The organism is Kosakonia sp. SOY2 (assembly GCF_027109175.1).
Lineage (GTDB): Bacteria > Pseudomonadota > Gammaproteobacteria > Enterobacterales > Enterobacteriaceae > Kosakonia.
On record NZ_JAPVXH010000001.1, the window covers coordinates 2,684,839 to 2,707,390 of the forward strand.

General features: G+C 53.8%; 21 protein-coding genes and 1 tRNA gene. 14 read left to right on the forward strand and 8 right to left on the reverse strand.

The annotated features are described in order from the left end of the window. Window positions 1-46: 46 nt before the first annotated feature. From queF to xni, 5 genes are all read left to right on the forward strand, one after another. Window positions 47-892, forward strand: a complete 846-nt coding sequence (gene queF, locus O3S68_RS12760) for an NADPH-dependent 7-cyano-7-deazaguanine reductase QueF (protein WP_269231634.1) — start codon at window positions 47-49, stop codon at window positions 890-892. A 117-nt stretch (window positions 893-1,009) separates the two neighbouring features. Continuing rightward, window positions 1,010-2,374: a nucleotide 5'-monophosphate nucleosidase PpnN gene (ppnN, locus tag O3S68_RS12765; RefSeq protein ID WP_017458733.1), complete on the forward strand. Its 1,365-nt coding sequence runs from the start codon at window positions 1,010-1,012 to the stop codon at window positions 2,372-2,374. Between the two features lie 450 nt (window positions 2,375-2,824). After that, on the forward strand, window positions 2,825-4,114 hold the full coding sequence (locus tag O3S68_RS12770; RefSeq protein ID WP_020456649.1) for an HAAAP family serine/threonine permease: 1,290 nt from the start codon (window positions 2,825-2,827) through the stop codon (window positions 4,112-4,114). A 58-nt stretch (window positions 4,115-4,172) separates the two neighbouring features. Then, window positions 4,173-5,540 (forward strand): L-serine ammonia-lyase, encoded by a 1,368-nt coding sequence (locus tag O3S68_RS12775; RefSeq protein ID WP_269231635.1) that lies wholly within the window; start codon window positions 4,173-4,175, stop codon window positions 5,538-5,540. Between the two features lie 73 nt (window positions 5,541-5,613). Next, window positions 5,614-6,402 (forward strand): flap endonuclease Xni, encoded by a 789-nt coding sequence (gene xni, locus O3S68_RS12780; RefSeq protein ID WP_269231636.1) that lies wholly within the window; start codon window positions 5,614-5,616, stop codon window positions 6,400-6,402. A gap of 48 nt (window positions 6,403-6,450) precedes the next feature. On the opposite strand, the gene puuE is transcribed toward xni, so the two are convergent. Genes puuE through O3S68_RS12795 form a run of 3 tightly spaced genes read right to left on the reverse strand, consistent with a single transcriptional unit; the run spans window position 6,451 to window position 8,875 of the window. Beyond that, complete coding sequence (gene puuE / locus O3S68_RS12785; RefSeq protein ID WP_269231637.1) at window positions 6,451-7,392, reverse strand: allantoinase PuuE; 942 nt, start codon at window positions 7,390-7,392, stop codon at window positions 6,451-6,453. A gap of 29 nt (window positions 7,393-7,421) precedes the next feature. Further along, a complete protein-coding gene (locus O3S68_RS12790) occupies window positions 7,422-8,159 on the reverse strand; it encodes an aspartate/glutamate racemase family protein (RefSeq protein ID WP_269231638.1) in 738 nt (245 codons plus the stop codon). Further along, window positions 8,159-8,875, reverse strand: a complete 717-nt coding sequence (locus tag O3S68_RS12795; protein WP_097406378.1) for a GntR family transcriptional regulator — start codon at window positions 8,873-8,875, stop codon at window positions 8,159-8,161. The genes O3S68_RS12790 and O3S68_RS12795 overlap by 1 nt, the downstream gene beginning before the upstream one ends. 146 nt (window positions 8,876-9,021) lie before the next feature. On the opposite strand from O3S68_RS12795, the gene O3S68_RS12800 reads away from it, so the two are divergent. Next, window positions 9,022-10,494 (forward strand): NCS1 family nucleobase:cation symporter-1, encoded by a 1,473-nt coding sequence (locus O3S68_RS12800; RefSeq protein ID WP_020456643.1) that lies wholly within the window; start codon window positions 9,022-9,024, stop codon window positions 10,492-10,494. Between the two features lie 46 nt (window positions 10,495-10,540). On the opposite strand, the gene O3S68_RS12805 is transcribed toward O3S68_RS12800, so the two are convergent. Continuing rightward, window positions 10,541-10,617: transfer RNA gene (locus O3S68_RS12805), tRNA-Asp, on the reverse strand. Between the two features lie 135 nt (window positions 10,618-10,752). After that, entirely contained in the window at window positions 10,753-11,484 is a 732-nt protein-coding gene (dnaQ, locus tag O3S68_RS12810) for a DNA polymerase III subunit epsilon (protein ID WP_020456642.1), read from the reverse strand. On the opposite strand from dnaQ, the gene rnhA reads away from it, so the two are divergent. After that, window positions 11,438-12,004 (forward strand): ribonuclease HI, encoded by a 567-nt coding sequence (gene rnhA / locus O3S68_RS12815; RefSeq protein WP_161796289.1) that lies wholly within the window; start codon window positions 11,438-11,440, stop codon window positions 12,002-12,004. The two genes, dnaQ and rnhA, sit on opposite strands and share 47 nt — an antisense overlap. Here the strand turns inward: rnhA and O3S68_RS12820 are convergent. Then, on the reverse strand, window positions 12,001-12,708 hold the full coding sequence (locus O3S68_RS12820) for a class I SAM-dependent methyltransferase (RefSeq protein ID WP_044489570.1): 708 nt from the start codon (window positions 12,706-12,708) through the stop codon (window positions 12,001-12,003). The genes rnhA and O3S68_RS12820 overlap by 4 nt on opposite strands. 33 nt (window positions 12,709-12,741) lie before the next feature. Here O3S68_RS12820 and gloB point away from each other — a divergent pair, with 33 nt between their 5' ends. Continuing rightward, entirely contained in the window at window positions 12,742-13,497 is a 756-nt protein-coding gene (gene gloB / locus O3S68_RS12825; RefSeq protein WP_269231639.1) for a hydroxyacylglutathione hydrolase, read from the forward strand. Between the two features lie 74 nt (window positions 13,498-13,571). After that, on the forward strand, window positions 13,572-14,942 hold the full coding sequence (gene mltD, locus O3S68_RS12830; protein ID WP_045513344.1) for a murein transglycosylase D: 1,371 nt from the start codon (window positions 13,572-13,574) through the stop codon (window positions 14,940-14,942). 124 nt (window positions 14,943-15,066) lie between these two features. On the opposite strand, the gene O3S68_RS12835 is transcribed toward mltD, so the two are convergent. Beyond that, window positions 15,067-15,864, reverse strand: a complete 798-nt coding sequence (locus tag O3S68_RS12835; protein ID WP_045513363.1) for an endonuclease/exonuclease/phosphatase family protein — start codon at window positions 15,862-15,864, stop codon at window positions 15,067-15,069. A 230-nt stretch (window positions 15,865-16,094) separates the two neighbouring features. Between O3S68_RS12835 and yafC the strand changes: the two genes are divergently transcribed. Then, a complete protein-coding gene (gene yafC, locus O3S68_RS12840) occupies window positions 16,095-16,982 on the forward strand; it encodes a DNA-binding transcriptional regulator YafC (protein WP_020456637.1) in 888 nt (295 codons plus the stop codon). Window positions 16,983-17,019: 37 nt separating this feature from the next. Here yafC and dkgB read toward each other — a convergent pair whose 3' ends face one another. Continuing rightward, window positions 17,020-17,823: a 2,5-didehydrogluconate reductase DkgB gene (gene dkgB / locus O3S68_RS12845; protein WP_020456636.1), complete on the reverse strand. Its 804-nt coding sequence runs from the start codon at window positions 17,821-17,823 to the stop codon at window positions 17,020-17,022. Between the two features lie 202 nt (window positions 17,824-18,025). Between dkgB and O3S68_RS12850 the strand changes: the two genes are divergently transcribed. The 4 genes from O3S68_RS12850 to fabF are packed head-to-tail and all read left to right on the forward strand — an operon-like array spanning window position 18,026 to window position 22,463. After that, the gene (locus tag O3S68_RS12850) at window positions 18,026-18,580 is read left to right on the forward strand and encodes a winged helix-turn-helix transcriptional regulator (protein ID WP_020456635.1); all 555 of its coding nucleotides are present in this window, start codon (window positions 18,026-18,028) and stop codon (window positions 18,578-18,580) included. Further along, window positions 18,567-19,610, forward strand: a complete 1,044-nt coding sequence (locus O3S68_RS12855) for an HlyD family secretion protein (RefSeq protein WP_269231640.1) — start codon at window positions 18,567-18,569, stop codon at window positions 19,608-19,610. Before O3S68_RS12850 ends, O3S68_RS12855 begins: the two co-directional genes overlap by 14 nt. Further along, the gene (locus O3S68_RS12860; protein ID WP_269231641.1) at window positions 19,607-21,169 is read left to right on the forward strand and encodes a DHA2 family efflux MFS transporter permease subunit; all 1,563 of its coding nucleotides are present in this window, start codon (window positions 19,607-19,609) and stop codon (window positions 21,167-21,169) included. Before O3S68_RS12855 ends, O3S68_RS12860 begins: the two co-directional genes overlap by 4 nt. Window positions 21,170-21,188: 19 nt before the next feature. Next, window positions 21,189-22,463: a beta-ketoacyl-ACP synthase II gene (gene fabF / locus O3S68_RS12865; RefSeq protein WP_269231691.1), complete on the forward strand. Its 1,275-nt coding sequence runs from the start codon at window positions 21,189-21,191 to the stop codon at window positions 22,461-22,463. Window positions 22,464-22,552 lie beyond the last annotated feature (89 nt).

A 22,552-nucleotide genomic window follows, 5' to 3' on the forward strand; every position in this document is an offset into this window, starting at 1 on the left:
AGGATAAACTCTGCGTCATAGTTTACCTGCAAAATGGCGATGAAACATGTCCTCTTATGATAACCATCAGGCGCTGGCTGGCCTGACGCTTGGCAAAACCACCGATTACCGCGACACCTATGACGCCAGCTTGCTGCAAGGCGTTCCCCGTTCGTTAAACCGCGATCCGTTAGGCTTAAAAGCCGACAGCTTGCCTTTTCGCGGCGCGGATATCTGGACGTTGTATGAACTCTCCTGGCTCAATGCGAAGGGTTTGCCGCAGGTGGCGGTTGGCCACGTTGAGCTGGATCACGCCAGCGTCAATTTGGTGGAATCGAAAAGCTTCAAGCTCTATCTCAACAGTTTTAACCAGACACGTTTTACCAGCTGGCAAGAGGTACACGACACGTTGCAACGCGATTTAAGCGCCTGCGCGCAAGGCGCCGTGAACGTGGTGCTGTATCGCATTGATGAGCTGGAAGGGCAGCCGATTGCGCATTTCCCTGGGGTCTGTATCGACGACCAGGATATTGAGATCGCAAATTACGAATTTGACGCCGCGCTGTTAACCGATGCCGCCAGCGGAAAGGTTGTGGAAGAGACGCTGGTCAGCCATTTATTAAAATCGAACTGCCTGATCACCCACCAGCCAGATTGGGGCTCAGTGCAAATCCAGTATCGCGGCGCGCAAATCGACCGTGAAAAATTGCTGCGCTACCTGGTCTCTTTCCGTCATCACAATGAGTTTCATGAGCAGTGTGTCGAGCGCATCTTCTCGGATATTCTGCGTTTCTGCCAGCCTGAAAGCCTGAGCGTGTACGCGCGCTATACCCGACGCGGCGGGCTGGATATCAATCCGTGGCGCACCAATACCGATTTTGTCCCTGCAACCGGTCGGTTAGTACGCCAGTAAATCACAACTTTTTATCGCTCTGCGTGGAAGATCCCACGCGACAGGTTGTTAAACGTCATAAGCCAGGGCTATTGTAATCACGGGAAAGATAAAATTTTCGTCCCGTAAGGAGTTCACTTGATTACACATATTAGCCCGCTTGGCTCAATGGATATGCTGTCGCAGCTGGAAGTCGATATGCTTAAACGCACGGCCAGCAGTGACCTGTATCAACTGTTTCGCAACTGCTCGCTCGCTGTACTGAACTCAGGGAGCCAGACCGACAGCAGCAAAGAGCTGCTCTCCCGTAACGAAAGTTTTGATATCAACGTGTTACGCCGTGAACGCGGCGTAAAGCTGGAGTTGATCAACCCACCGGAAGAGGCCTTTGTCGACGGGCGCATTATCCGCTCGCTGCAGGCCAACCTGTTTGCTGTTCTGCGCGACATTCTCTTCGTTAATGGACAGATACATAACGCCGGACGCGTTCAGCATTTAAATCTGGAAAGCTCCATTCATATCACCAACCTGGTGTTTTCCATTTTGCGTAACGCCCGCGCGCTGCATGTCGGCGAAGCGCCGAGCATGGTGGTCTGCTGGGGCGGCCACTCGATTAACGAAACCGAGTACCTCTACGCGCGCCGCGTGGGAACCCAGCTTGGCCTGCGTGAGCTGAACATCTGTACGGGCTGTGGCCCAGGCGCGATGGAAGCGCCCATGAAAGGTGCCGCCGTCGGTCACGCGCAGCAACGTTATAAAGAGGGCCGTTTTATTGGCATGACCGAACCGTCGATCATTGCCGCTGAACCGCCAAACCCGCTGGTCAACGAACTGATCATCATGCCGGATATTGAAAAACGTCTGGAAGCGTTTGTCCGTATCGCGCACGGCATCATCATCTTCCCGGGAGGCGTAGGCACGGCGGAAGAGTTGTTGTATCTGCTGGGGATTTTGATGAACCCGGCCAACAAAAACCAGGTACTACCGCTGATCCTGACCGGGCCAAAAGAGAGTGCGGACTATTTCCGTGTGCTGGACGAATTTATCGTCAACACGCTGGGCGAAGCCGCGCGACAACACTACACCATCATCATTAATGATGCGGCTGAAGTGGCGCGGCAGATGAAAAAAGCGATGCCGCGCGTGAAAGAGAACCGTCGTGAAACCGGGGATGCCTATAGTTTCAACTGGTCTATCCGTATCGCGCCGGATCTGCAGGTGCCGTTTGAACCGACGCACGAAAATATGGCTAACCTGAAACTTTATCCGGATCAGCCGGTAGAAACGTTAGCCGCGGATCTGCGCCGGGCGTTCTCAGGCATCGTGGCGGGTAACGTGAAAGAGCACGGCATTCGGGCGATTGAGGAGTTCGGCCCGTATAAAATTCATGGCGATAGCGACATGATGCGCCGTATGGATGACCTGCTACAGGGCTTTGTCGCCCAGCATCGTATGAAACTGCCAGGCAGCGCGTACATTCCTTGCTACGAAATCTGCGCCTGATCTTCCAGGGCGACGTATAAGTCGCCCTTATACCTCGGATTTTCCCCGTATAACTCGCATGCCTATCACCAGCATATTCCTATGTTACAGCGCCCCTTAAACGTCGATAAATCACTGCGATAGCGGTTTTTTACAGGGTATTTATCGTCTTTCAGCGGTGTGCGTTTGATCGCAAATCTTGCTGGTGATAGCCTTCGCGCCCATAAATTTCATCTCTCGATCATTAAGTAGAGAGATGGTCTAAATATATCCACATAAAAAGTGATTTATTGCAATTGCGATCCCGATCACTGATAGAGTCATAACATAAATGTATCTTTCCGCCGCAAATAATTGCGGAAAGAAATTATAAAAAAACCGTGATTGACCGAATTTAATATTACCGCCAGCCTGTCAGGCATTGTATTCGCCCGTCATGCCAGCATTTTGCTTTTCCCAGGAGATTTATAAATGGAAACCACTCAAACCAGTACGCTGGCCACATCGGCTACACGAAGTTCATGGCGCAAAACGGATACCATGTGGATGCTGGGCCTGTACGGTACTGCCATCGGCGCTGGTGTACTGTTCCTGCCAATTAACGCCGGCGTTGGCGGTTTAATTCCGCTGATCATCATGGCCATCCTCGCTTTCCCAATGACTTACTTCGCACACCGCGGTCTGACTCGCTTTGTGCTGTCGGGTAAAAACCCGGGTGAAGACATCACCGAGGTGGTTGAAGAGCACTTCGGTATCGGCGCGGGTAAACTGATTACCCTGCTCTACTTCTTCGCTATCTACCCGATCCTGCTGGTCTACAGCGTGGCGATCACTAACACCGTTGACAGCTTTATGACCCACCAGTTGGGTATGACGCCGCCGCCGCGCGCCATTCTGTCGCTGATCCTGATTGTCGGCATGATGACCATCGTGCGTTTTGGCGAGCAGATGATTGTTAAAGCGATGAGTATTCTGGTGTTCCCGTTTGTTATCGCCCTGATGTTGCTGGCGGTTTACCTGATCCCGCAGTGGAACGGCGCAGCACTCGACACGCTGTCTTTGAACAGCACTTCCGCGACCGGTAACGGCCTGTGGATGACCTTGTGGCTGGCTATTCCGGTGATGGTGTTCTCCTTTAACCACTCGCCGATCATCTCCTCGTTTGCGGTGGCAAAACGTGAAGAGTACGGCAACGAAGCAGAGAGCAAATGTTCACGTATTTTGGCGTTCGCACACATCATGATGGTGCTGACGGTAATGTTCTTCGTATTCAGCTGCGTACTGAGCCTTTCTCCGGCTGACCTGGCATCGGCGAAACAGCAGAACATCTCGATTCTTTCTTACCTGGCAAACCACTTTAATGCACCGATCATCGCCTGGATGGCACCGATCATTGCGATGATCGCCATCACCAAATCTTTCCTCGGCCACTATCTGGGTGCGCGTGAAGGTTTCAACGGTATGGTGATCAAGTCCCTGCGTGGCAAAGGTAAAAGCATCGAAATCAACAAGCTGAACCGCATTACCGCGCTGTTTATGCTGCTGACCACCTGGGCTGTAGCAACCTGGAACCCGAGCATCCTCGGAATGATTGAAACTCTGGGCGGCCCGATTATCGCGATGATCCTGTTCCTGATGCCGATGTACGCCATCGCCAAAGTACCGGCAATGCGTAAATACAGCGGTAAAATCAGCAACATCTTCATTGTTATCATGGGTCTTATCGCTATCTCCGCGATCTTCTACTCTCTGTTCAGCTAATCTCTTTCGCGCCGCTCTCCACGGGCGGCGCGACTCTCATTGCAATGGATAATGCGTCATGATCAGCGTATTCGATATTTTTAAAATCGGCATTGGCCCTTCCAGCTCGCATACCGTTGGCCCAATGAAAGCCGGTAAACAATTCACTGACGATCTGATTGCTCGCCGCATGCTGCACGACGTGACCCGTGTAGTAGTAGACGTTTACGGTTCCCTCTCTCTGACCGGTAAAGGGCACCATACCGATATCGCTATCATTATGGGTCTGGCGGGTAACCTGCCGGATAGCGTTGATATCGATGCTATTCCAGGATTTATTCAGGACGTAAACACGCACGGCCGCCTGCTGCTGGCTAACGGCGAGCACGAAGTCGAGTTTCCGGTCGATCAATGCATGAACTTCCATGCCGATAACCTCTCGCTACATGAGAACGGCATGCGTATTACCGCGCTCGCGAGCGACAGGGTTCTCTATAGCCAGACCTATTACTCCATCGGCGGCGGTTTTATTGTCGACGAAGAACATTTTGGCCAGACCAACAACGCGCCTGTCGCCGTACCTTATCCGTACAAAAATGCGGCGGATCTGCAACGTCACTGTCAGGAAACCGGGCTTTCACTCTCTGGTCTGATGATGAAGAACGAACTGGCGCTGCACAGCAAAGAGGAGCTGGAACAGCACCTCGCGCGAGTCTGGGAAGTGATGCAGGGCGGTATTGAGCGCGGAATTACCACCGAAGGCGTGTTGCCGGGCAAATTACGCGTGCCGCGCCGCGCCGCGGCGCTGCGCCGTATGCTGGTCAGCAGTGATAACACCAGTAAAGATCCGATGCAGGTCGTCGACTGGATCAACATGTTTGCGCTGGCGGTTAACGAAGAGAACGCCGCCGGTGGTCGCGTGGTGACTGCGCCAACCAATGGCGCGTGCGGCATTGTGCCGGCAGTACTGGCTTATTACGACAAGTTTATTCGTCAGGTGAACGCGAATTCACTGGCTCGCTATCTGCTGGTCGCCAGCGCGATTGGCTCGCTCTATAAAATGAACGCCTCCATCTCCGGCGCGGAAGTAGGCTGCCAGGGCGAAGTGGGTGTTGCCTGTTCGATGGCCGCCGCAGGCCTTGCGGAACTGCTCGGCGCAAGCCCGGCGCAGGTCTGCATCGCGGCGGAAATCGGTATGGAACACAACCTCGGTCTGACCTGCGATCCGGTCGCAGGCCAGGTACAGGTGCCATGCATCGAGCGCAACGCCATTGCGTCAGTAAAAGCGGTAAACGCCGCGCGTATGGCGCTGCGCCGTACCAGCGAGCCGCGCGTCTGCCTGGATAAAGTCATCGAAACCATGTACGAAACCGGGAAAGATATGAACGCCAAGTACCGCGAAACCTCACGCGGTGGGCTGGCGATGAAGATCGTGACCTGCGATTAAGCCCTGCCAGATGCCTCGTTTTGCGAGGCATCTTCCTGATTATCCCCCGCTTCATAGCCTCACGCCGCACGCGATGTTACCCTTAGGCACGATTTCAAGGAGGGTATCTGTGGCTCATCTGTTAATTGTCGACGCGCTTAATCTTATCCGCCGGATCCACGCGGTACAGGGATCGCCCTGTGTAGACACCTGCCTGCACGCGCTGGAACAACTCGTCGTTCACAGCCAGCCGACGCACGCTGTGGCGGTGTTTGATGATGAGGCTCGCAGCCAGGGCTGGCGTCACCAGTTATTACCCGACTATAAAGCCGGGCGACCGCCCATGCCGGAGACGCTGCATGCCGAGATGCCCGCTTTGCGCAGCGCTTTTGAACAGCGCGGCATTCGTTGCTGGGCCACGCCGGGTAACGAAGCGGACGATCTCGCCGCGACGCTGGCGGTAAAAATGGCGCAGGCCGGGCAGCAGGCGACAATTGTTTCCACGGACAAAGGCTATTGCCAGTTGCTTTCCCCAACCATTCGTATCCGCGACTATTTTCAGAAACGCTGGCTGGATGCGCCCTTTATCGCGCAGGAATATGGTGTCACGCCGCAACAATTGCCGGATTACTGGGGGCTGGCGGGGATCAGCAGTTCTAAAGTGCCAGGCGTTGCCGGTATTGGCCCGAAAAGCGCCACCCAACTGTTAAACACCTTCCCGACGCTGGAAGTATTGTACGAGAATCTTGCGGACGTGCCGGAAAAGTGGCGGCAAAAACTGGAAGCGCATAAAGCAATGGCCTTTACATGTCGCGATGTGGCGCGACTGCAAACGGATCTGCAACTGGACGGCAACTTACAACAGCTGCGGCTGACACGCTGAGTAAAGCCCGCTCGGCGGCGGGCTATTCGCTTTGCTTCAGTCCTTATTTCAGCCCTTATAAGGATGGTGCTTTAGCCAATGTTCGGCGATATCCTGGCGACGGCAGATCCAGACATCGCTGTGGCTTTGCACGTAATCAAGAAAACGCTGCAGTGCACGAAAGCGCCCGGGCCGCCCGAGCAGGCGGCAGTGCATGCCAATCGACATCATCTTTGGCGCATACGCCCCTTCTTCGTACAACACATCAAAACTGTCTTTCAGATAGGTATAAAACTGTTCAGCGGTGTTAAAACCCTGAGCCGTGGCAAAGCGCATATCGTTGGCATCAAGCGTATACGGCACAATCAGATGCGGCTTCCCTTCCACCGTGGTCCAGAAGGGTAAATCATCGCCGTAATAGTCGCTGTCGTAGAGAAAATCGCCCTGCTCGACCACCAGCTTACGGGTGTTTGGGCTGTCACGCCCGGTGTACCAGCCAAGCGGCTTTTTGCCAAACAGCGTTTGCAGGATCTCAATCGCCTGCTGCATGTGCTGGCGTTCGGTTTGAATATCAAGATCCTGATAATGGATCCAGCGCCAGCCGTGGCTTACCACGTCGTAGTCTGCCGCTTTGATCGCCTCGACGATTTCCGGGTTACGCGCCAGCGCCATTGCCACGCCAAAAACCGTGAGCGGCAGACCACGTTGCTGAAAAGCCTGATGAATACGCCAGAACCCTGCGCGCGATCCATACTCGTACAGTGAGTCCATCGACATATGCCGCGCGGGATAGCTGGCAGCGCCAATAATATCTGACAAAAATTGCTCTGAACCCGCGTCACCATGCAGCACATGGTTCTCGCCGCCTTCTTCAAAATTAAGGACAAACTGGACGGCAATGCGCGCGCCACCCGGCCAGCGGGCATGCGGCGGTTTTCCCGCATAACCCGCCATATCGCGGGGGTAGTTGGCGGTGAAATGCCAGAAAGGTTTGTCCGTTGCTGATTGCATGCTGATTCGACCTCTTTACGGGGCCGCTTTCAGCAAAGCTGTTCGAAACATCCTGAAAGCGGCTTTTTATTGGGATACGCGAGATCGCCGTATTTGCTGGTGCCAAGCCCCAGCGCGAGAAGGGATTCCGCCATCTTCACCGCGGCCATAACGCCGTCGATCACCGGCATGCCAAGCTCTTGCGTCAACTCGCTGGCAAGGTTCGCCATGCCGCCGCAGCCCAGCACAATGGCGCCGCTATGATCTTCCCGTTTAGCTTGTATACAACGTTCGCGTACCTTTTGCTGAGCAAGACCCGTGCCATCTTCCAGCGCCAGTACCGGTAAATCGATAGCATGCAGCGCGGCGCAGTGATGTTCGAAGCCATACTGGCGCAATAAATGACGGGCGATAATCACCGTGCGTGGCAGCGTGGTAACAATCGAGAACCGCGTCGCCACAAGCGTTGCCATGTGCATAGCCGCTTCAGCAATACCGATAACCGGCCCGCTCGCCAACTCGCGCGCCGCCAGTAATCCGGGGTCGCCAAAACAGGCAATCACGTGTCCCTGTGCGCCTTGGGTTTTACCCTGTTTGATTTGCTCCAGCACGCCAATCGCCGCAATGGCTTCATCAAAATGTCCTTCGATTGATTCCACTCCCTGCGAGGGGCAACTGGCAAGAATGGTGGTGCCAGGCGACGCCACGCTGCGCGCCACGCTGGCAATGGTGGCGGTCATTTCCGGGCTGGTATTGGGATTGATAACTTGTATACAAAACTGGCTCATCAGTGTTCTCCTGGCGCACCAAACAGGCGGGCGAAGTCCGGTACTGTCTCGCCGCTGCGCTCAAAGCGCAGGCTGGAAACAATGTGATCAAAGTGGTGGGCCATCGCATCACTGAGCCCCGGCAGATCCTTTTTACGCAGCAGCGTAACCAGTTGGTCATGATCGTCACAGCGGCAACCGCGCTGCCAGGGCGCGCCCCAGGCGGCTATCACCAGCGACGAACGCTGCGCCAGCGTGGTAATAATGTCAGTCACCACCGCATTACCGGAAATGGCCTGCAGCTGGATATGGAAAGCCGCAGAGTGGCGGATAGCCGCCGCGCCATCATGGTTTTGATGCGCCTCTTCTTCCTGCGCGATGATGTTTTCCAGCCCGGCAAGGTGTGGCGGCTGAAGATGTTCCAGCACCAGCGGCAGGTTGGCGCATTCGATCATTTTACGGGTAGTAAAGATAGCTTTTGACTCTTCAACGCCGGGGTTGGCGACAAATGCACCACGTCTGGGCGTCATGGTGATCATTTGCACCGTCGCAAGGCGGGTTAAGACTTTGCGGATCCCGGTACGGCTGACGCCAAAAACTTCCGCCAGCGCCTCTTCCGGCAGTTTACTTCCCGGTGGCAATTGATGTTCAACGATGGCGGTCATTAACGATTGCCAAATGACATGCTCTTTATCTTCCAGATCTGCAGGGGTTCGCAGCCCTATTTGCTGGTTCATAGCGCAATTCCTTTGTTACTCAATTCATCTATTTTTGTATACACCGTTAATTTATTTTGTATACAAAAAATTAAAACCTGGCCTGGTTAATGCAATGAGGGATAGCAGACAACACGTCACTATCTGTATTCAGAGGAGCAGAATCCATGCCAAACCTTGAACCAAATTACGATGCCCGCTACAGCCCGCGCCTGACTAATGAAGATTTAGCACCGACCCGCCATCAGACCTGGAGCTGGTACAATATTTTCTCTTTCTGGATGTCCGATGTGCATAGCATGGGCGGCTATGTGGTCGCCGCCAGCTTCTTCGCCTTAGGGCTTGCCAGCTGGCAGGTGCTACTTTGCCTGCTGTTGGGGATCTGTATTGTGCAGCTGTGCGCAAACCTGGTGGCGAAACCGAGCCAAATGGCCGGTGTGCCGTATGCCGTGATCTGCCGTCAGGCATTTGGCGTATTCGGTGCGAATATCCCGGCGGTGATCCGCGGGTTGATTGCGTTTGCGTGGTACGGCATTCAGACCTATCTGGCCGCCAACGCATTGATGCTGGTGATCCTGAAGTTTTGGCCCGCCCTTACTCCCCTGACCAACGGCCATTTCCTTGGCCTGTCACATTTGGGCTGGCTCTGTTTCGGCATTATGTGGGTGCTGCAAGCGCTGGTGTTCTGGCACGGGATGAGCGCGATTAAACGCTTTATCGATATCGCCGGCCCGGCGGTATACGTGGTGATGATGGCGCTGGCGGGATGGATCCTCTGGCAAACGGGTTTCGACGGTATCTCTTTTACCCTCGCCAGCAAACAACTGACGGCAGGTGAGCAAACCTGGCAGATGATCACCGCAACGGCGTTAGTGGTTTCATACTTCTCCGGCCCGCTGCTCAATTTTGGCGATTTTTCCCGCTACGGTAAAAGCATGCAGGAGATCCGCCGCGGCAACCGCTGGGGACTGCCGTTTAACTTCCTGCTGTTTTCCATTGTCACTGTGGTGATTGTTTCCGGGACCCAATCGCTGTTTGGCAAGATGATCACCGATCCTATCGAAACAGTGAGCCATGTTGGTAGCAGCCTGGCGATGGCAATTGGCCTGCTGACGATGATCACCGCCACCATCGGCATCAATATTGTGGCGAACTTCGTCTCCCCGGCCTTCGATTTCTCTAACTGTTCTCCGCAAAAAATCAGTTTTCGTACCGGCGGAATGATCGCGGCGGTCGGCTCGGTACTGCTGACGCCGTGGAATTTGTTCCAGTCTCCGGAGTTGATCCACTACACGCTGGATGTGCTCGGCGCGTTTATTGGCCCGTTGTTCGGTATTTTACTGACCGATTTTTATCTGATTAAACGCGGAAATGTGTTTGTCGACGATCTGTTTACCGACTCGCCAAACGGGCGTTACTGGTACAAAAACGGCTTTAACCCGAAAGCGATTGCTGCGCTGGCACCATCAGTGGCGGTTGGGCTGATTATTAGCTTTATTCCGGCGCTGCATGAAGTGGCCAACTTTAGCTGGTTTATTGGCGCGTTCCTCGGGGCGGGATGCTACCGCTTTCTGGCGCGTAACGAACGCGAAGGTGTGAGCAGCACATTTACCGCCCAGCGCGTGGCGGCAAAGGAGTAGAAACGACGAAGGCCTGAATCATTGCTGATTCAGGCCTTCTGAATAGTGGCGGAACGGACGGGACTCGAACCCGCGACCCCCTGCGTGACAGGCAGGTATTCTAACCGACTGAACTACCGCTCCGCGTTGTGTTCCTGTTAGGGAACGAGGCGCATATTACGGATTGCACCTGGTGTCGTCAACGCTTTTTCCATCGTTTTGAATTGTTTGCTGCAAAAATCACCCGTGCGGCGATTTTCCTGCGTTAACAAAACGATTTTACCCGCGCCACAGGCAGCTTCCGCCCTTCTTCTGCACTAAATCGAGCCGTGATTCATGGGCCATCAGCTCCTCATCACTGGCTAAAACCACGCGCAAGCGGTTTGCCTGACGAACAACACGCTGGATCCCCGCATCGCCTGTTTGCGTTTGCCCTTCGCCTTCCATCGCAAATTTCATCGATGTCTGGCCGCCGGTCATCATCAGATAGACATCAGCAAGAATTTGGGAGTCGAGTAATGCGCCGTGCAGCGTACGTTTGCTGTTGTCTATTTCGTAACGCGCGCAGAGCGCATCAAGGCTGTTACGCTTGCCGGGGAACATTTTACGCGCCAGCGCCAGGCTGTCGGTAATTTTGCAAAACGTTTCGGTTTTTGGAATACCGCGGTTCAGCTTGCTGAACTCGTAGTCCATAAAGCCGATATCAAACGACGCGTTGTGAATGACCAGCTCCGCACCGCGGATATACTCAATAAACTCATCGGCGATGTCGGCAAAGGTCGGTTTATCGAGCAGGAATTCGTCGGCGATACCGTGAACGCCAAACGCTTCCGGATCCACCAGCCGGTCAGGCTTGAGATAAATATGGAAGTTGTTACCGGTCAGGCGGCGGTTAATCACCTCCACCGCACCGATCTCAATAATCTTGTGCCCTTCATAGTGGGCGCCAATCTGGTTCATACCGGTGGTTTCGGTATCGAGGACGATCTGTCGTGTAATTGCTGTGCTCATAGCGGCCATTTATGTCAGACTTGTCGTTTTAAACACAGGAAGTCTACCAGAGATGCTTAAACAGGTAGAAATTTTCACCGACGGATCTTGTCTTGGCAACCCGGGTCCGGGCGGTTACGGGGCGATTTTACGCTATCGTCAGCATGAAAGATTGTTTAGCGAAGGCTACCGTCTCACCACCAATAACCGGATGGAACTGATGGCGGCTATTGTCGCACTGGAAGCGTTAAAAGAGCATTGCGAAGTGGTGCTCAGTACCGATAGCCAGTATGTGCGCCAGGGGATCACGCAGTGGATCCATAACTGGAAAAAGCGTGGCTGGAAAACAGCGGAAAAAAAACCGGTCAAGAATGTCGATCTCTGGAAACGACTCGATGCGGCGTTGAGCCAACATCAAATCCGCTGGGAATGGGTTAAAGGCCACGCAGGTCACCCGGAAAACGAACGTTGCGATGAACTGGCGCGCGCCGCCGCGATGAACCCAACGCAGGAAGATGTGGGCTATCAGCCCGAGAGTTAAGACTGGCGGGTCGCGCCCACGGGCTGGCGAACCCGGGGTTTGCTGAGGCTCGACTTCATGGGGTTTAGCGTAAGCGGAATGGTGCGTTTGCGCGCAACAATAAGCTGCATACACCCCAAAGCCGGTAAATGCGTGCTAAGCAGTTTCCCGCCCTGTTTCGTCCAGGGCAGGACGCGAAAGCGGCTATAATGTAACACCTCGAAATTGAGCAACGACAGCCAGTCAAACTGGCGCATCAGGGTGAACATCCGGCTTTTTACCGCGGGTGATCGGCGCGCAAAAGGAACCGCTTTGCAAAGCCCAAGCAGGCTAATCGGGTTGAAACCGCTCATTACCAGCCAGCCGTCGTCAATTAACACGCGATCCACTTCCTGCAATAGCCGATGCGGATCGGTACACCAGGGAAGCGTATGTGCCAGCAAGCAGGCATCCACCGATTTCTCTGCGAACGGTAAATGCAGCGGATCGGCTCTGACCTGCGCTGGTTCGCCGCTAAGGGAAACATTGACCTGGTGGGAAATAGCGCAGCTTTCGGCATTGATTTCCGCGCTCAGATTGCCGATCTTAAGCAAATGAAATCCATACATTTTCGCAAACCACGGCTTAAGTTCTCCTTCCAGCGCTTCGCGGTAATACGCGCCTTTAGGTAAATCGCCCCAGCTTGCCGGTGCGACCAATGTCTTAGGAGTCCTTGCCGGTTTCATCACAACCTTCCGCTACGCTTTGAGAGGTAATTTATGAATCTTAACAGTATTCCGGCGTTCCAGGATAACTACATCTGGGTGCTGAACAATGATGATGGCCACTGCCTGATTGTCGATCCAGGCGAAGCCGCACCGGTATTACGCGCATTAGAAGAAAACCAGTGGCAACCGGAAGCTATCTTGCTCACTCATCATCACAACGACCATGTTGGCGGTGTGAAAGCGTTGCGTCAGCATTTCCCTGATGTGGTGGTTTATGGGCCGGAGGAAACGCAAGATAAAGGAACCACACAGATCGTTAAAGAGGGGGACGTTATCTCCGTTTTAGGACATGATTTTTCCGTCTTTGCCACGCCAGGTCACACTTTAGGACATATCTGTTTCTTCAGTTCTCCTTATCTATTTTGCGGCGACACACTCTTTTCGGGTGGCTGTGGGAGATTATTTGAAGGGACGGCAAGCCAGATGTATCAATCCTTTTGTAAGATTAATGCGCTTCCGGATGATACGGTGATTTGCTGTGCACACGAATATACTTTAGGGAATATGAAGTTTGCGATCAGCATCTTACCGCAGGATCCTGCACTTAACGAATATTATCGAAAAGTTAATGAGTTACGTGCGAAAAATCAAAAAACACTCCCCGTAATTCTGAAAAATGAACGACGAATTAATTTATTTTTACGCACGGAAGACACTGATTTAATTGATGTAATTAACCAAGAAACAAAGTTGCAACACCCAGAGGAGCGTTTCGCATGGTTAAGGTCAAAGAAAGATAACTTCTGATATTTCCGGGTTGCCTTTTAAAGACGACGCCGTTATCATCGCTCGTCTTTTAAGCAACTACTATTGACACACACATGAAGGCAAAAGCGATCTTATTCGCCTCTGTCTTGCTTGCTGGGTGCCAGGCGTCTAACCATGACGGTACGGTACAACAGCACGCACAGAGCCTTTCTGCAGCTGGTCAAGGGGAAGCAGGGAAGTTTACTAGTCAGGCGCGGTGGATGGACGATGGAACATTCGCCGCCCAGAATAACAGTGACTTGTGGACCTCCATTAGCGACGAGCTAAAGATGGGAATTCCGGAAAATACCCGGATTCGCGAACAAAAACTCAAGTATTTAAGCAATAAGAGCTATCTCCACGATGTAACTTTACGGGCAGAGCCGTATATGTACTGGATAGCAGGGCAAGTTAAAAAACGTAACATGCCCATGGAACTGGTACTACTACCCATAGTGGAGAGCGCTTTTGACCCACACGCGACGTCTGGCGCCAATGCCGCAGGCATTTGGCAGATCATACCGAGCACCGGGCGAAATTATGGTTTAAAGCAGACTCGCAGCTACGATGCGCGTCGTGACATTGTGGCCTCTACCACGGCCGCGCTTGACATGATGCAGCGTCTTAACCGCATGTTTGACGGCGACTGGTTACTGACAGTCGCTGCTTATAACAGCGGTGAAGGTCGCGTGTTGAAAGCGATGAAAGCCAATAAATCGCGGGGTAAACCCACCGATTTCTGGTCGCTTTCATTGCCGCAGGAAACCAAGATTTACGTGCCTAAAATGCTGGCTTTGAGCGATATTCTCAAAAACAGTAAGCGCTATGGCGTGAGTCTGCCAACACCAGACGAAAGTCGTGCGCTGGCGCGAGTCAGACTGAGCAGCCCGGTTGAGGTCGATCAGTTGGCGGAAATGGCCGGGATTTCGGTGAACAAACTGAAAACGTTTAACGCTGGCGTTAAAGGTTCGACGTTAGGTTCAGCGGGTCCGCAGTACGTGATGGTGCCGAAGAAACATGCCGATCAACTGCGTGAATCGCTGGCATCAGGCGAAATCGCCGCCGTACAGCCAACCCAGCTGGCAGATAACACCCCGCTGACAGGCCGGAGCTACAAGGTTCGCTCAGGCGATACGCTTTCCGCCATCGCGGCGCGTCTCGGCGTTAGCGCAAAGGATATCCAGCAGTGGAATAACCTGCGCGGTTCGAACCTGAAAGTGGGCCAGAGTCTGACGGTAGGCGCAGGTAGCAGCGCGCAGCGTCTCGCCAGCAACAGCGATAGCATTACTTATCGCGTACGCAAAGGTGATTCGTTATCGAGTATTGCGAAACGTCACGGCGTGAACATCCAGGATGTGATGCGCTGGAATAACGATACCGATAATCTGCAGCCAGGCGATCAGCTGACCCTGTTTGTTAAGAACAGCGCCACACCGGATTCCTGATACAAACCGATAAAAAAGCACCGTTTCCCCACGGTGCTTTTTTTTGTCCATAGAAAACCCCCAGCCAGGCTGGGGTTCCGGAAAGCTTTCAGCTTTAAGCCAGTTATTGCCTGCTTGTCACCCCTCAAGCCGGTTTACCTGGGGTAAATTCCACCAGCAGCGGGTTGTGATCCGATGCGCGCGTGACCAGCACTGACGCTTCCTGCACATTCAAACCACGATAGAAAACAAAATCCAGCGGACGACCAAAGGCGCGGCGGCGATTGTCATCGGTAAAACGAACCTGTCGCAACGACATATCACGCGTAAAGCGATAGAGCGCATTCATCCTCGGCCGGCTCCAGGCGTTGAAATCCCCTGCCATAATCACAGGTCCGGCGTGGCGCATAATCTGATCGCCAATCGGCAACAACTGCTTGCTGTAGACATCCACGCCCAGACTGAAATTCACCGCATGGACATTCACTACCATCAGGTTACGTAAATCAGGCAGCGGGTACACCGTGACCAGCGCTGATTTCGCCAGCCGTAGAATCGGTTCCCGCTCACGTAGCGGGCAGCAATAGACCGGGTGAGCGGACGAAAGCGTCATGACGCCAGAGGGATGTTGCGGCAGCACAAACGCGGGAACCTGATCGGCAGCAAGATAGTTAGTGGTCGCAAACCTGACAAGTTCCGGTGTGGTTTGCGCTTCCTGTAACAGCACGAGATGCGCGTCTTTGCCAAAACTCTGCAGCACCGATAACCATTCGGCGCGCTGCTGCTTAAAGATATTCCATACCAGCACACGGATTTTTTCGTCGCTGCTTAAAGGCACACCTGCAGGCAACGCTTTGCCGATGCTCGCGAAAGACCCCGGCGGTAAAATTCGCTCCGCTGGCTGTCCGGCAACATATCGCATGGCATAGGTATTTTTTGGCACTTTCGGCTTCAAACCTCATTGATTTCCACACCCGGTTACCGGGTGGTCATTCAGTTATAGGGATTTTAGCGCACACTTTCAACGCACAATCGGCAGAAAAACCACCGGTTATAGTTAGTGAGCGCTTATTAACGCCGCCAGCGCCGCGCGTGCGTGGCATCGCAGGCTTCAACATGGTTAAATAGCGTATGGATGAATAATATCGTTGCAGTGTTGCTACAGAGGCAATAATGAAAACCACCTCAGAAGAACTCGCGATTTTTGTGGCTGTTGTCGAAAGCGGCAGCTTCAGCCGGGCAGCGGAACGCCTGGGACAGGCGAACTCGGCGATCAGCCGTGCAGTAAAAAAGCTGGAGAACAAGCTGGGCGTCAATTTGCTTAATCGCACCACGCGCCAGCTCAGTTTAACCGAAGAAGGTGAGCGCTATTTCCGCCGCGTACAAAGCGTATTGCAGGAGATGGCGGCCGCAGAAACAGAGGTGATGGAAACCAAATCCACGCCGCGTGGCACGCTGCGCGTTGATGCGGCAACGCCGGTGGTGCTGCATTTTCTGATGCCGCTGATTAAACCGTTTCGTGAACGCTACCCGGAAATCAACCTTTCTCTGGTCTCAAGCGAGACGTTTATCAATTTGATTGAGCGTAAAGTGGATGTGGCTATCCGCGTGGGGAAACTGACGGACTCCAGCCTGCGCGCCCGCCCGCTGTTCAAGAGCTATCGAAAAATTATCGCCTCACCGGATTACATCGCTCGCTATGGCAAGCCTGAAACAGTCGAAGAGCTGCGTAATCATGTGTTACTCGGGTTTACCGAACCGGTCTCCCTTAACACCTGGCCGATTGCTTCTGCCGATGGTCAATTATTTGAAGCCACGCCGGATATCTCCTCAAATAGCGGAGAAACGCTTAAACACTTGTGTCTGAGTGGCAACGGTATCGCCAGTTTATCGGACTATATGATTGATAAAGAGCTGGCAAGTGGGGAACTGGTGGATTTGCTGGCGGATAAGCGCCTGCCGGTAGAGATGCCTTTTAGCGCGGTCTACTACAGCGATCGGGCGGTGAGTACACGTATTCGCGCCTTTATCGATTTTATCAGCGAACATCTGCCGCAATAACGACAACGGGAGCATGACGCTCCCGTTAAACTCTTGATTAATCCCACTTCGGCGCGAGGCCTTCTGGGCTGACCAGACGGTCATTGCAATCAAGCTTCGCGATTTCCGCTTTATCTTCTGCATCCAGTTTCAGCGACTGTGCCAGCAGGTTGCTTGCCAGATTCTCACGCTTGGTCGAAGACGGGATTACCGCATAACCTTCGCCCATCGCCCACGCCAGGATAACCTGCGCGGGTGTAGCATTATGTTTCTTCGCGATACGGCCAATCACTTCATCTTTCAATGCCTTACCATACGCCAGCGTCATGTAAGAGGTGATATGGATACCGTGCTGTTTCGCCCAGTCAACGACTTTGCGGTTTTGCAGATACGGTGACAATTCAATCTGGTTAGTAGCGATGTTTTCCGCGCCCACAGCGGCAATGGCCTGCTCCATCAGTGGGATGGTGAAGTTTGACACCCCAATCTGGCGCGTCAGGCCCTGCGCTTTTGCCTTCATCAACTCATGCATAGAGACATCAACCGCCACAGCTGCGCCCGGAGACGGCCAGTGAATCAGGGTCAGATCAACATAATCCGTACCTAATTTTTTCAGACTCTCTTTCAGGCTGGGGATCAGTTTGTCTGCGCCCAGATTTTCGGTCCAGATTTTGGTGGTGATAAACAGTTCTTCACGCGCAACGCCGCTCTGTGCCAGCGCTTCGCCAATGGCAGCTTCGTTACCGTAGATCTGCGCGGTATCAATCACGCGATAACCCAGTTCAAGGGCATTTTTCACAGAAGCGATAACCGCTTCGTCAGTCAAACGGAAGGTGCCAAGACCAAATGCAGGGATAGCCATAAGAATTCCTCTTTCTGATTTCGTATTGTTTCGTTGCGCTGATTATTCCCCGCTTCAGTGAGGGGAAAAAGAGGCGAAAACGCATAGGTTTTTTGCCGGAGAAGCAAAAGTAAGGAATTCAGGGCGCAAAGATAGTCACTTGCATTTTGAAAGTCACTATGTCACCGTAAGCGCAGAATCTAACCAGTAACCGGGTCAGACCATGAAAAATGAACCGCTTTGCAACGCTCCCTGCCCCATCGCCCGCAGCTTAGGCCGCATTGGTGACAGCTGGAGCATAATAATCCTGCGTGACGCTTTAGCCGGTTTCACACGTTTTGATGAGTTCCAGAAAAGCGCCAATGTCGCCCCCAACATTCTCTCTCGTCGTCTGAAAGAGTTGGTTGATGACGGGCTGCTGGAAAAAGTGAGCTACAGCACAACACCGCCGCGCTATGAATATCACCTGACGGCTCTCGGGCGCGATTTTCGCCCAGTGATCCTTGCTCTGGTGGAATGGGGGAATCGCCACTTCTCGCCAGAAGGCGCGCAAATAGAGTTAGTCGAGCGTGAAACACAGCGCCCGGTCGAGACCATTCTCATTGATAAAGCAACCGGCGAACCCATTACACCGGAGAAATATGCCCTGGTGCCTGGTCCTGCGGCTGCGCCGGTTATCCATTACCGCCACGATTATTTGCAACGCAAACGCACGGGCGATAACACGCAAAAATTCGCCCCGCTTCACCATGTGAGCCGCGATCATGACGCTCAGTAACAAGAAAAAGGCACTCACTCTGCTGCTGTTAGCCGCAGCGCTGGTAGCCGCTGCGGGTTACGGCGTGTACTGGTGGCAAAGCGGGCGATTTATTCAGTCCACCGACGATGCCTACGTGGGTGGTGATATCAGCGCCATCTCCAGTAAAGTGTCCGGTTATGTCCAGCAGATTGCCGTTCAGGACAATATGCTGGTCAAAAAAGGCGACCTTTTAGTCCGCCTTGATGACAGGGATTACCAGGCTGCACTGGCGAAAGCCGCTGGCGAAGTCGCCGCGCAACGGGCGGCGCTGGCTGATATCGCCGCGACGCGTCAGTTACAGCTGGCAACCATTGAAGGCGCAACAGCATCGCTGGCTGCTGCTAAAGCGGTGAGTGAGAAGTCAGCCAATGACAACCGCCGTTACAGCGCGCTGGTCATGTCCAGTGCCGTTTCTGCGCAGGTGCGGGAAAACGCGGCTGCGGATTATCGCCAGGCACGTGCACAGGAGAGCAAAGCGCAGGCGGATAACGCTGTCACCACGCGCCAGCTGGCCGTGCTTGATGCACGGGAAAAACAGACGCAAGCCGCGCTGCAACAAGCCCAGGCGAATCTTGATATCGCGAAATTAAACCTGAACTATACCGAGATCCGCGCCCCGTTCGATGGCGTTATAGGCAATCGCCGGGCCTGGTCCGGCTCCTTCGTCGGCGGCGGCACGCAGCTGCTTTCACTGGTTCCCGCGGAAGGCTTGTGGGTCGACGCCAATTTCAAAGAGAGCCAGCTAGCCCATATGCGCCCAGGGCAACGTGCGACCATTGTGGCGGATGTTATGCCGGGTCGAACGTTCTACGGCCATGTTCTCAGCGTTTCCCCCGCGACCGGTTCACGATTTAGTCTTCTCCCGGCAGAAAATGCCACCGGAAATTTCACCAAGATTGTCCAGCGTGTACCCGTGCGTATCACGCTGGAGGGTGAAGCGGCAAAACTCGGCGTATTGCGCCCCGGTTTTTCTGTCATCGTTACCGTTGACGAAAAGAGCGCGCAATGAGCACCACCGATGCGGTACCGCTGCAACCGGGCGTTTCAATGCCGGTGAGTCAGAAAGTATTTGCCTTCGCGACAATGTGTGTGGGCATGTTTATCGCCCTGATTGATATCCAGATCGTGTCGGCGTCGCTACGGGATATCGGCGGAGGGCTTTCTGCCGGCGATGATGAAACAGTATGGGTACAAACCAGTTATCTGATTGCCGAAATCATCATTATTCCCCTCTCCGGCTGGCTGGCGAGGGTGATGTCCACGCGCTGGCTCTTTGCCGCCTCCGCCGCCGGGTTTACGGTGATGAGCCTGCTCTGCGGCTGGGCGTGGAATATCCAAAGTATGATCGCTTTTCGCGCATTACAAGGGCTGGCAGGTGGCTCGATGATCCCGCTGGTTTTCACCACCGCCTTTGCCTTTTTCCAGGGAAAACAACGCGTCATCGCTGCTGCGACGATTGGCGGGCTGGCATCGCTGGCACCAACGCTCGGCCCCACCGTCGGTGGCTGGATAACCGAGAACTTCAGCTGGCACTGGCTTTTTTATATCAACATCGTACCGGGGATTTATATCACCTTCGCCGTGCCACTGCTGGTAAAAATTGATACGCCAAATCCGTCGCTATTGCGCGGCGCGGATTATCTGAGCATCCTGCTGCTCGCGGTATCGCTGGGCTGTCTGGAATATACCCTCGAAGAAGGCCCACGCTGGGGCTGGTTTGACGACAACACATTAGCGATGACTGGCTGGGTGGCGTTACTGTGCGGCATCTTTTTTGTTGTTCGCACGCTACGCCATACGCAGCCGGTGATGGATCTGCGTGCGCTGAAGGACAGAACGTTCACGCTGGGCTGCTACTTCTCGTTTATGGCAGGGGTTGGCATCTTTGCTACGATCTATCTAACGCCATTATTTCTTGGCACGGTGCGCGGCTTTAGCGCACTGGAAATTGGTCTGGCGGTGTTTTCCACTGGCCTTTTTCAGGTGCTGTCGATCCCGTTCTATGCGTGGCTTGCGAATCGGGTCGACCTACGCTGGCTACTGATGGCAGGGCTGCTTGGATTTGCGTTGTCGATGTACAGTTTTATTCCGCTCACCCATGAATGGGGAGCGCAAGAACTACTGTTACCGCAAGCATTTCGCGGCCTGGCGCAACAATTTGCGGTTGCCCCGACGGTCACGTTGACGCTTGGCAGCCTGCCGCCGGCGCGGCTAAAGCTGGCATCAGGTCTGTTCAATTTAATGCGCAATCTGGGCGGCGCGATTGGCATCGCCTTGTGCGGTACCGTGATTAATGACCGAACCAATTTGCACTACAGCCGCCTCGCGGATCATCTCAATAATGCCTCTCTTTCCGTCACGGAATTCGTGCAGAGCAACATCAGCAGATTGGTTAGCCAGGGGATTTCACCCGATATCGCCAGCAGTGCTGCGCTAAAGAATCTTTCGGCCATCACGTTGCGTGAGGCCCGGACACAAGCGTTTTCAGATGCTTTTTATCTGATCATGTTAGGTTTTTTAATCGCTGCGCTGCTGGTTCCCTTAATGAAAAAACCGCAAACAGCGTGAAATTTCAGGAGAATTGATGATGAGCGTTTCAACAAAACGCATCGTGGTAACAGGTATGGGAATTGTCAGCCCGCTGGGTTGTGGTGTCTCGCACGTATGGCAATCCCTATTACAGGGAAAATCCGGGATTTCCCGGCTTGCAGATGAGGTTGTCGATGATATTCCCTGCAAAGTGGCAGGTCAGGTTCCGTCTATTGAAGAGGATCCGCAGTACGGTTTTGATCCACTGGTGGCTATTCCCGCCAAAGAACGCAAAAAGATGGATCGTTTTATTGAGTTCGCGCTGGTAGCGGCAAAAGAAGCCCTGACGCAGGCGAACTGGTTTCCACAGGATCAAGTGGAAAAAAACCGTACTGCCACGGTAATTGCGACCGGGATCGGTGGGTTTAACGAAATCGCCAATGCTGTGCGCACAACGGATGATCGTGGGCCGCGTCGACTCTCCCCTTTTACCATCCCCTCTTTCCTCGCCAACCTCGCTGCCGGGCATGTTTCCATTGCACATGGCTTTCGCGGCCCCATTGGCGCACCGGTTACCGCCTGTGCTGCCGGTGCGCAGGCCATCGGCGATGCCGCGCGCATGATCCGTAGCGGTGAAGCGGATATTGCGTTGTGTGGGGGCAGTGAAGCGGCAATACACCGGGTTAGTCTTGCCGGTTTCGCGGCTGCAAGAGCACTTTCAAGCAGTTTTAACGACGATCCAACAGCAGCATCGCGGCCATTTGATCGCGATCGTGATGGTTTTGTAATGGGAGAAGGCGCTGGATTGCTCGTTATCGAATCGCTGGAACATGCCCAGGCACGCGGTGCGACACCGCTGGCAGAACTGGTAGGATACGGAACCAGCGCGGATGCATATCATCTGACGGCAGGCCCGGAAGATGGTAACGGTGCGCGTCGCGCCATGGAAGCAGCCATTCGCCAGGCTGAGATTACCACTGCGGACATTCAGCATATCAATGCGCATGCGACCTCAACACAAGTGGGTGATAAAGGAGAGCTGGCGGCGATTAAGGGGCTTTTTGGTGACGCTCCGGTTGCAATTACCTCAACTAAATCCGCAACGGGCCACTTGTTGGGCGCAGCAGGCGGTATCGAAGCTATTTTCACTATCCAGGCTTTACGTGATCAGGTTGTACCGCCAACGCTGAATTTGCATCACCCAGATACCGAGGCAGAAGGGCTGCATTTAGTTGCGCTGACTGCGCAGCCGCTGGAGATACGTTATGCCTTATCAAATGGCTTCGGATTTGGTGGCGTGAACGCCAGCCTGCTGCTTAAACGCTGGGAGTGACATACGGTAAAAAGGGCGCGATTGCCCTTTTTATAGAAATAACAGACGAAAAAAAACCGCATCTCGTTAGAGATGCGGCTCTTAAATGA

Excerpts from the sequence above, each read along its gene's own strand:
- queF (WP_269231634.1), top strand. The coding sequence starts at position 47 with ATGTCCTCTTATGATAACCATCAGGCGCTGGCTGGCCTGACGCTTGGC.
- O3S68_RS12770 (WP_020456649.1), top strand. The coding sequence starts at position 2,825 with ATGGAAACCACTCAAACCAGTACGCTGGCCACATCGGCTACACGAAGT.
- O3S68_RS12775 (WP_269231635.1), top strand. The coding sequence starts at position 4,173 with ATGATCAGCGTATTCGATATTTTTAAAATCGGCATTGGCCCTTCCAGC.
- xni (WP_269231636.1), top strand. The coding sequence starts at position 5,614 with ATGTTACCCTTAGGCACGATTTCAAGGAGGGTATCTGTGGCTCATCTG.
- puuE (WP_269231637.1), bottom strand. The coding sequence starts at position 7,392 with ATGCAATCAGCAACGGACAAACCTTTCTGGCATTTCACCGCCAACTAC.
- O3S68_RS12790 (WP_269231638.1), bottom strand. The coding sequence starts at position 8,159 with ATGAGCCAGTTTTGTATACAAGTTATCAATCCCAATACCAGCCCGGAA.
- O3S68_RS12795 (WP_097406378.1), bottom strand. The coding sequence starts at position 8,875 with ATGAACCAGCAAATAGGGCTGCGAACCCCTGCAGATCTGGAAGATAAA.
- O3S68_RS12800 (WP_020456643.1), top strand. The coding sequence starts at position 9,022 with ATGCCAAACCTTGAACCAAATTACGATGCCCGCTACAGCCCGCGCCTG.
- dnaQ (WP_020456642.1), bottom strand. The coding sequence starts at position 11,484 with ATGAGCACAGCAATTACACGACAGATCGTCCTCGATACCGAAACCACC.
- O3S68_RS12820 (WP_044489570.1), bottom strand. The coding sequence starts at position 12,708 with ATGAAACCGGCAAGGACTCCTAAGACATTGGTCGCACCGGCAAGCTGG.
- gloB (WP_269231639.1), top strand. The coding sequence starts at position 12,742 with ATGAATCTTAACAGTATTCCGGCGTTCCAGGATAACTACATCTGGGTG.
- mltD (WP_045513344.1), top strand. The coding sequence starts at position 13,572 with ATGAAGGCAAAAGCGATCTTATTCGCCTCTGTCTTGCTTGCTGGGTGC.
- yafC (WP_020456637.1), top strand. The coding sequence starts at position 16,095 with ATGAAAACCACCTCAGAAGAACTCGCGATTTTTGTGGCTGTTGTCGAA.
- dkgB (WP_020456636.1), bottom strand. The coding sequence starts at position 17,823 with ATGGCTATCCCTGCATTTGGTCTTGGCACCTTCCGTTTGACTGACGAA.
- O3S68_RS12850 (WP_020456635.1), top strand. The coding sequence starts at position 18,026 with ATGAAAAATGAACCGCTTTGCAACGCTCCCTGCCCCATCGCCCGCAGC.
- O3S68_RS12855 (WP_269231640.1), top strand. The coding sequence starts at position 18,567 with ATGACGCTCAGTAACAAGAAAAAGGCACTCACTCTGCTGCTGTTAGCC.
- O3S68_RS12860 (WP_269231641.1), top strand. The coding sequence starts at position 19,607 with ATGAGCACCACCGATGCGGTACCGCTGCAACCGGGCGTTTCAATGCCG.
- fabF (WP_269231691.1), top strand. The coding sequence starts at position 21,189 with ATGAGCGTTTCAACAAAACGCATCGTGGTAACAGGTATGGGAATTGTC.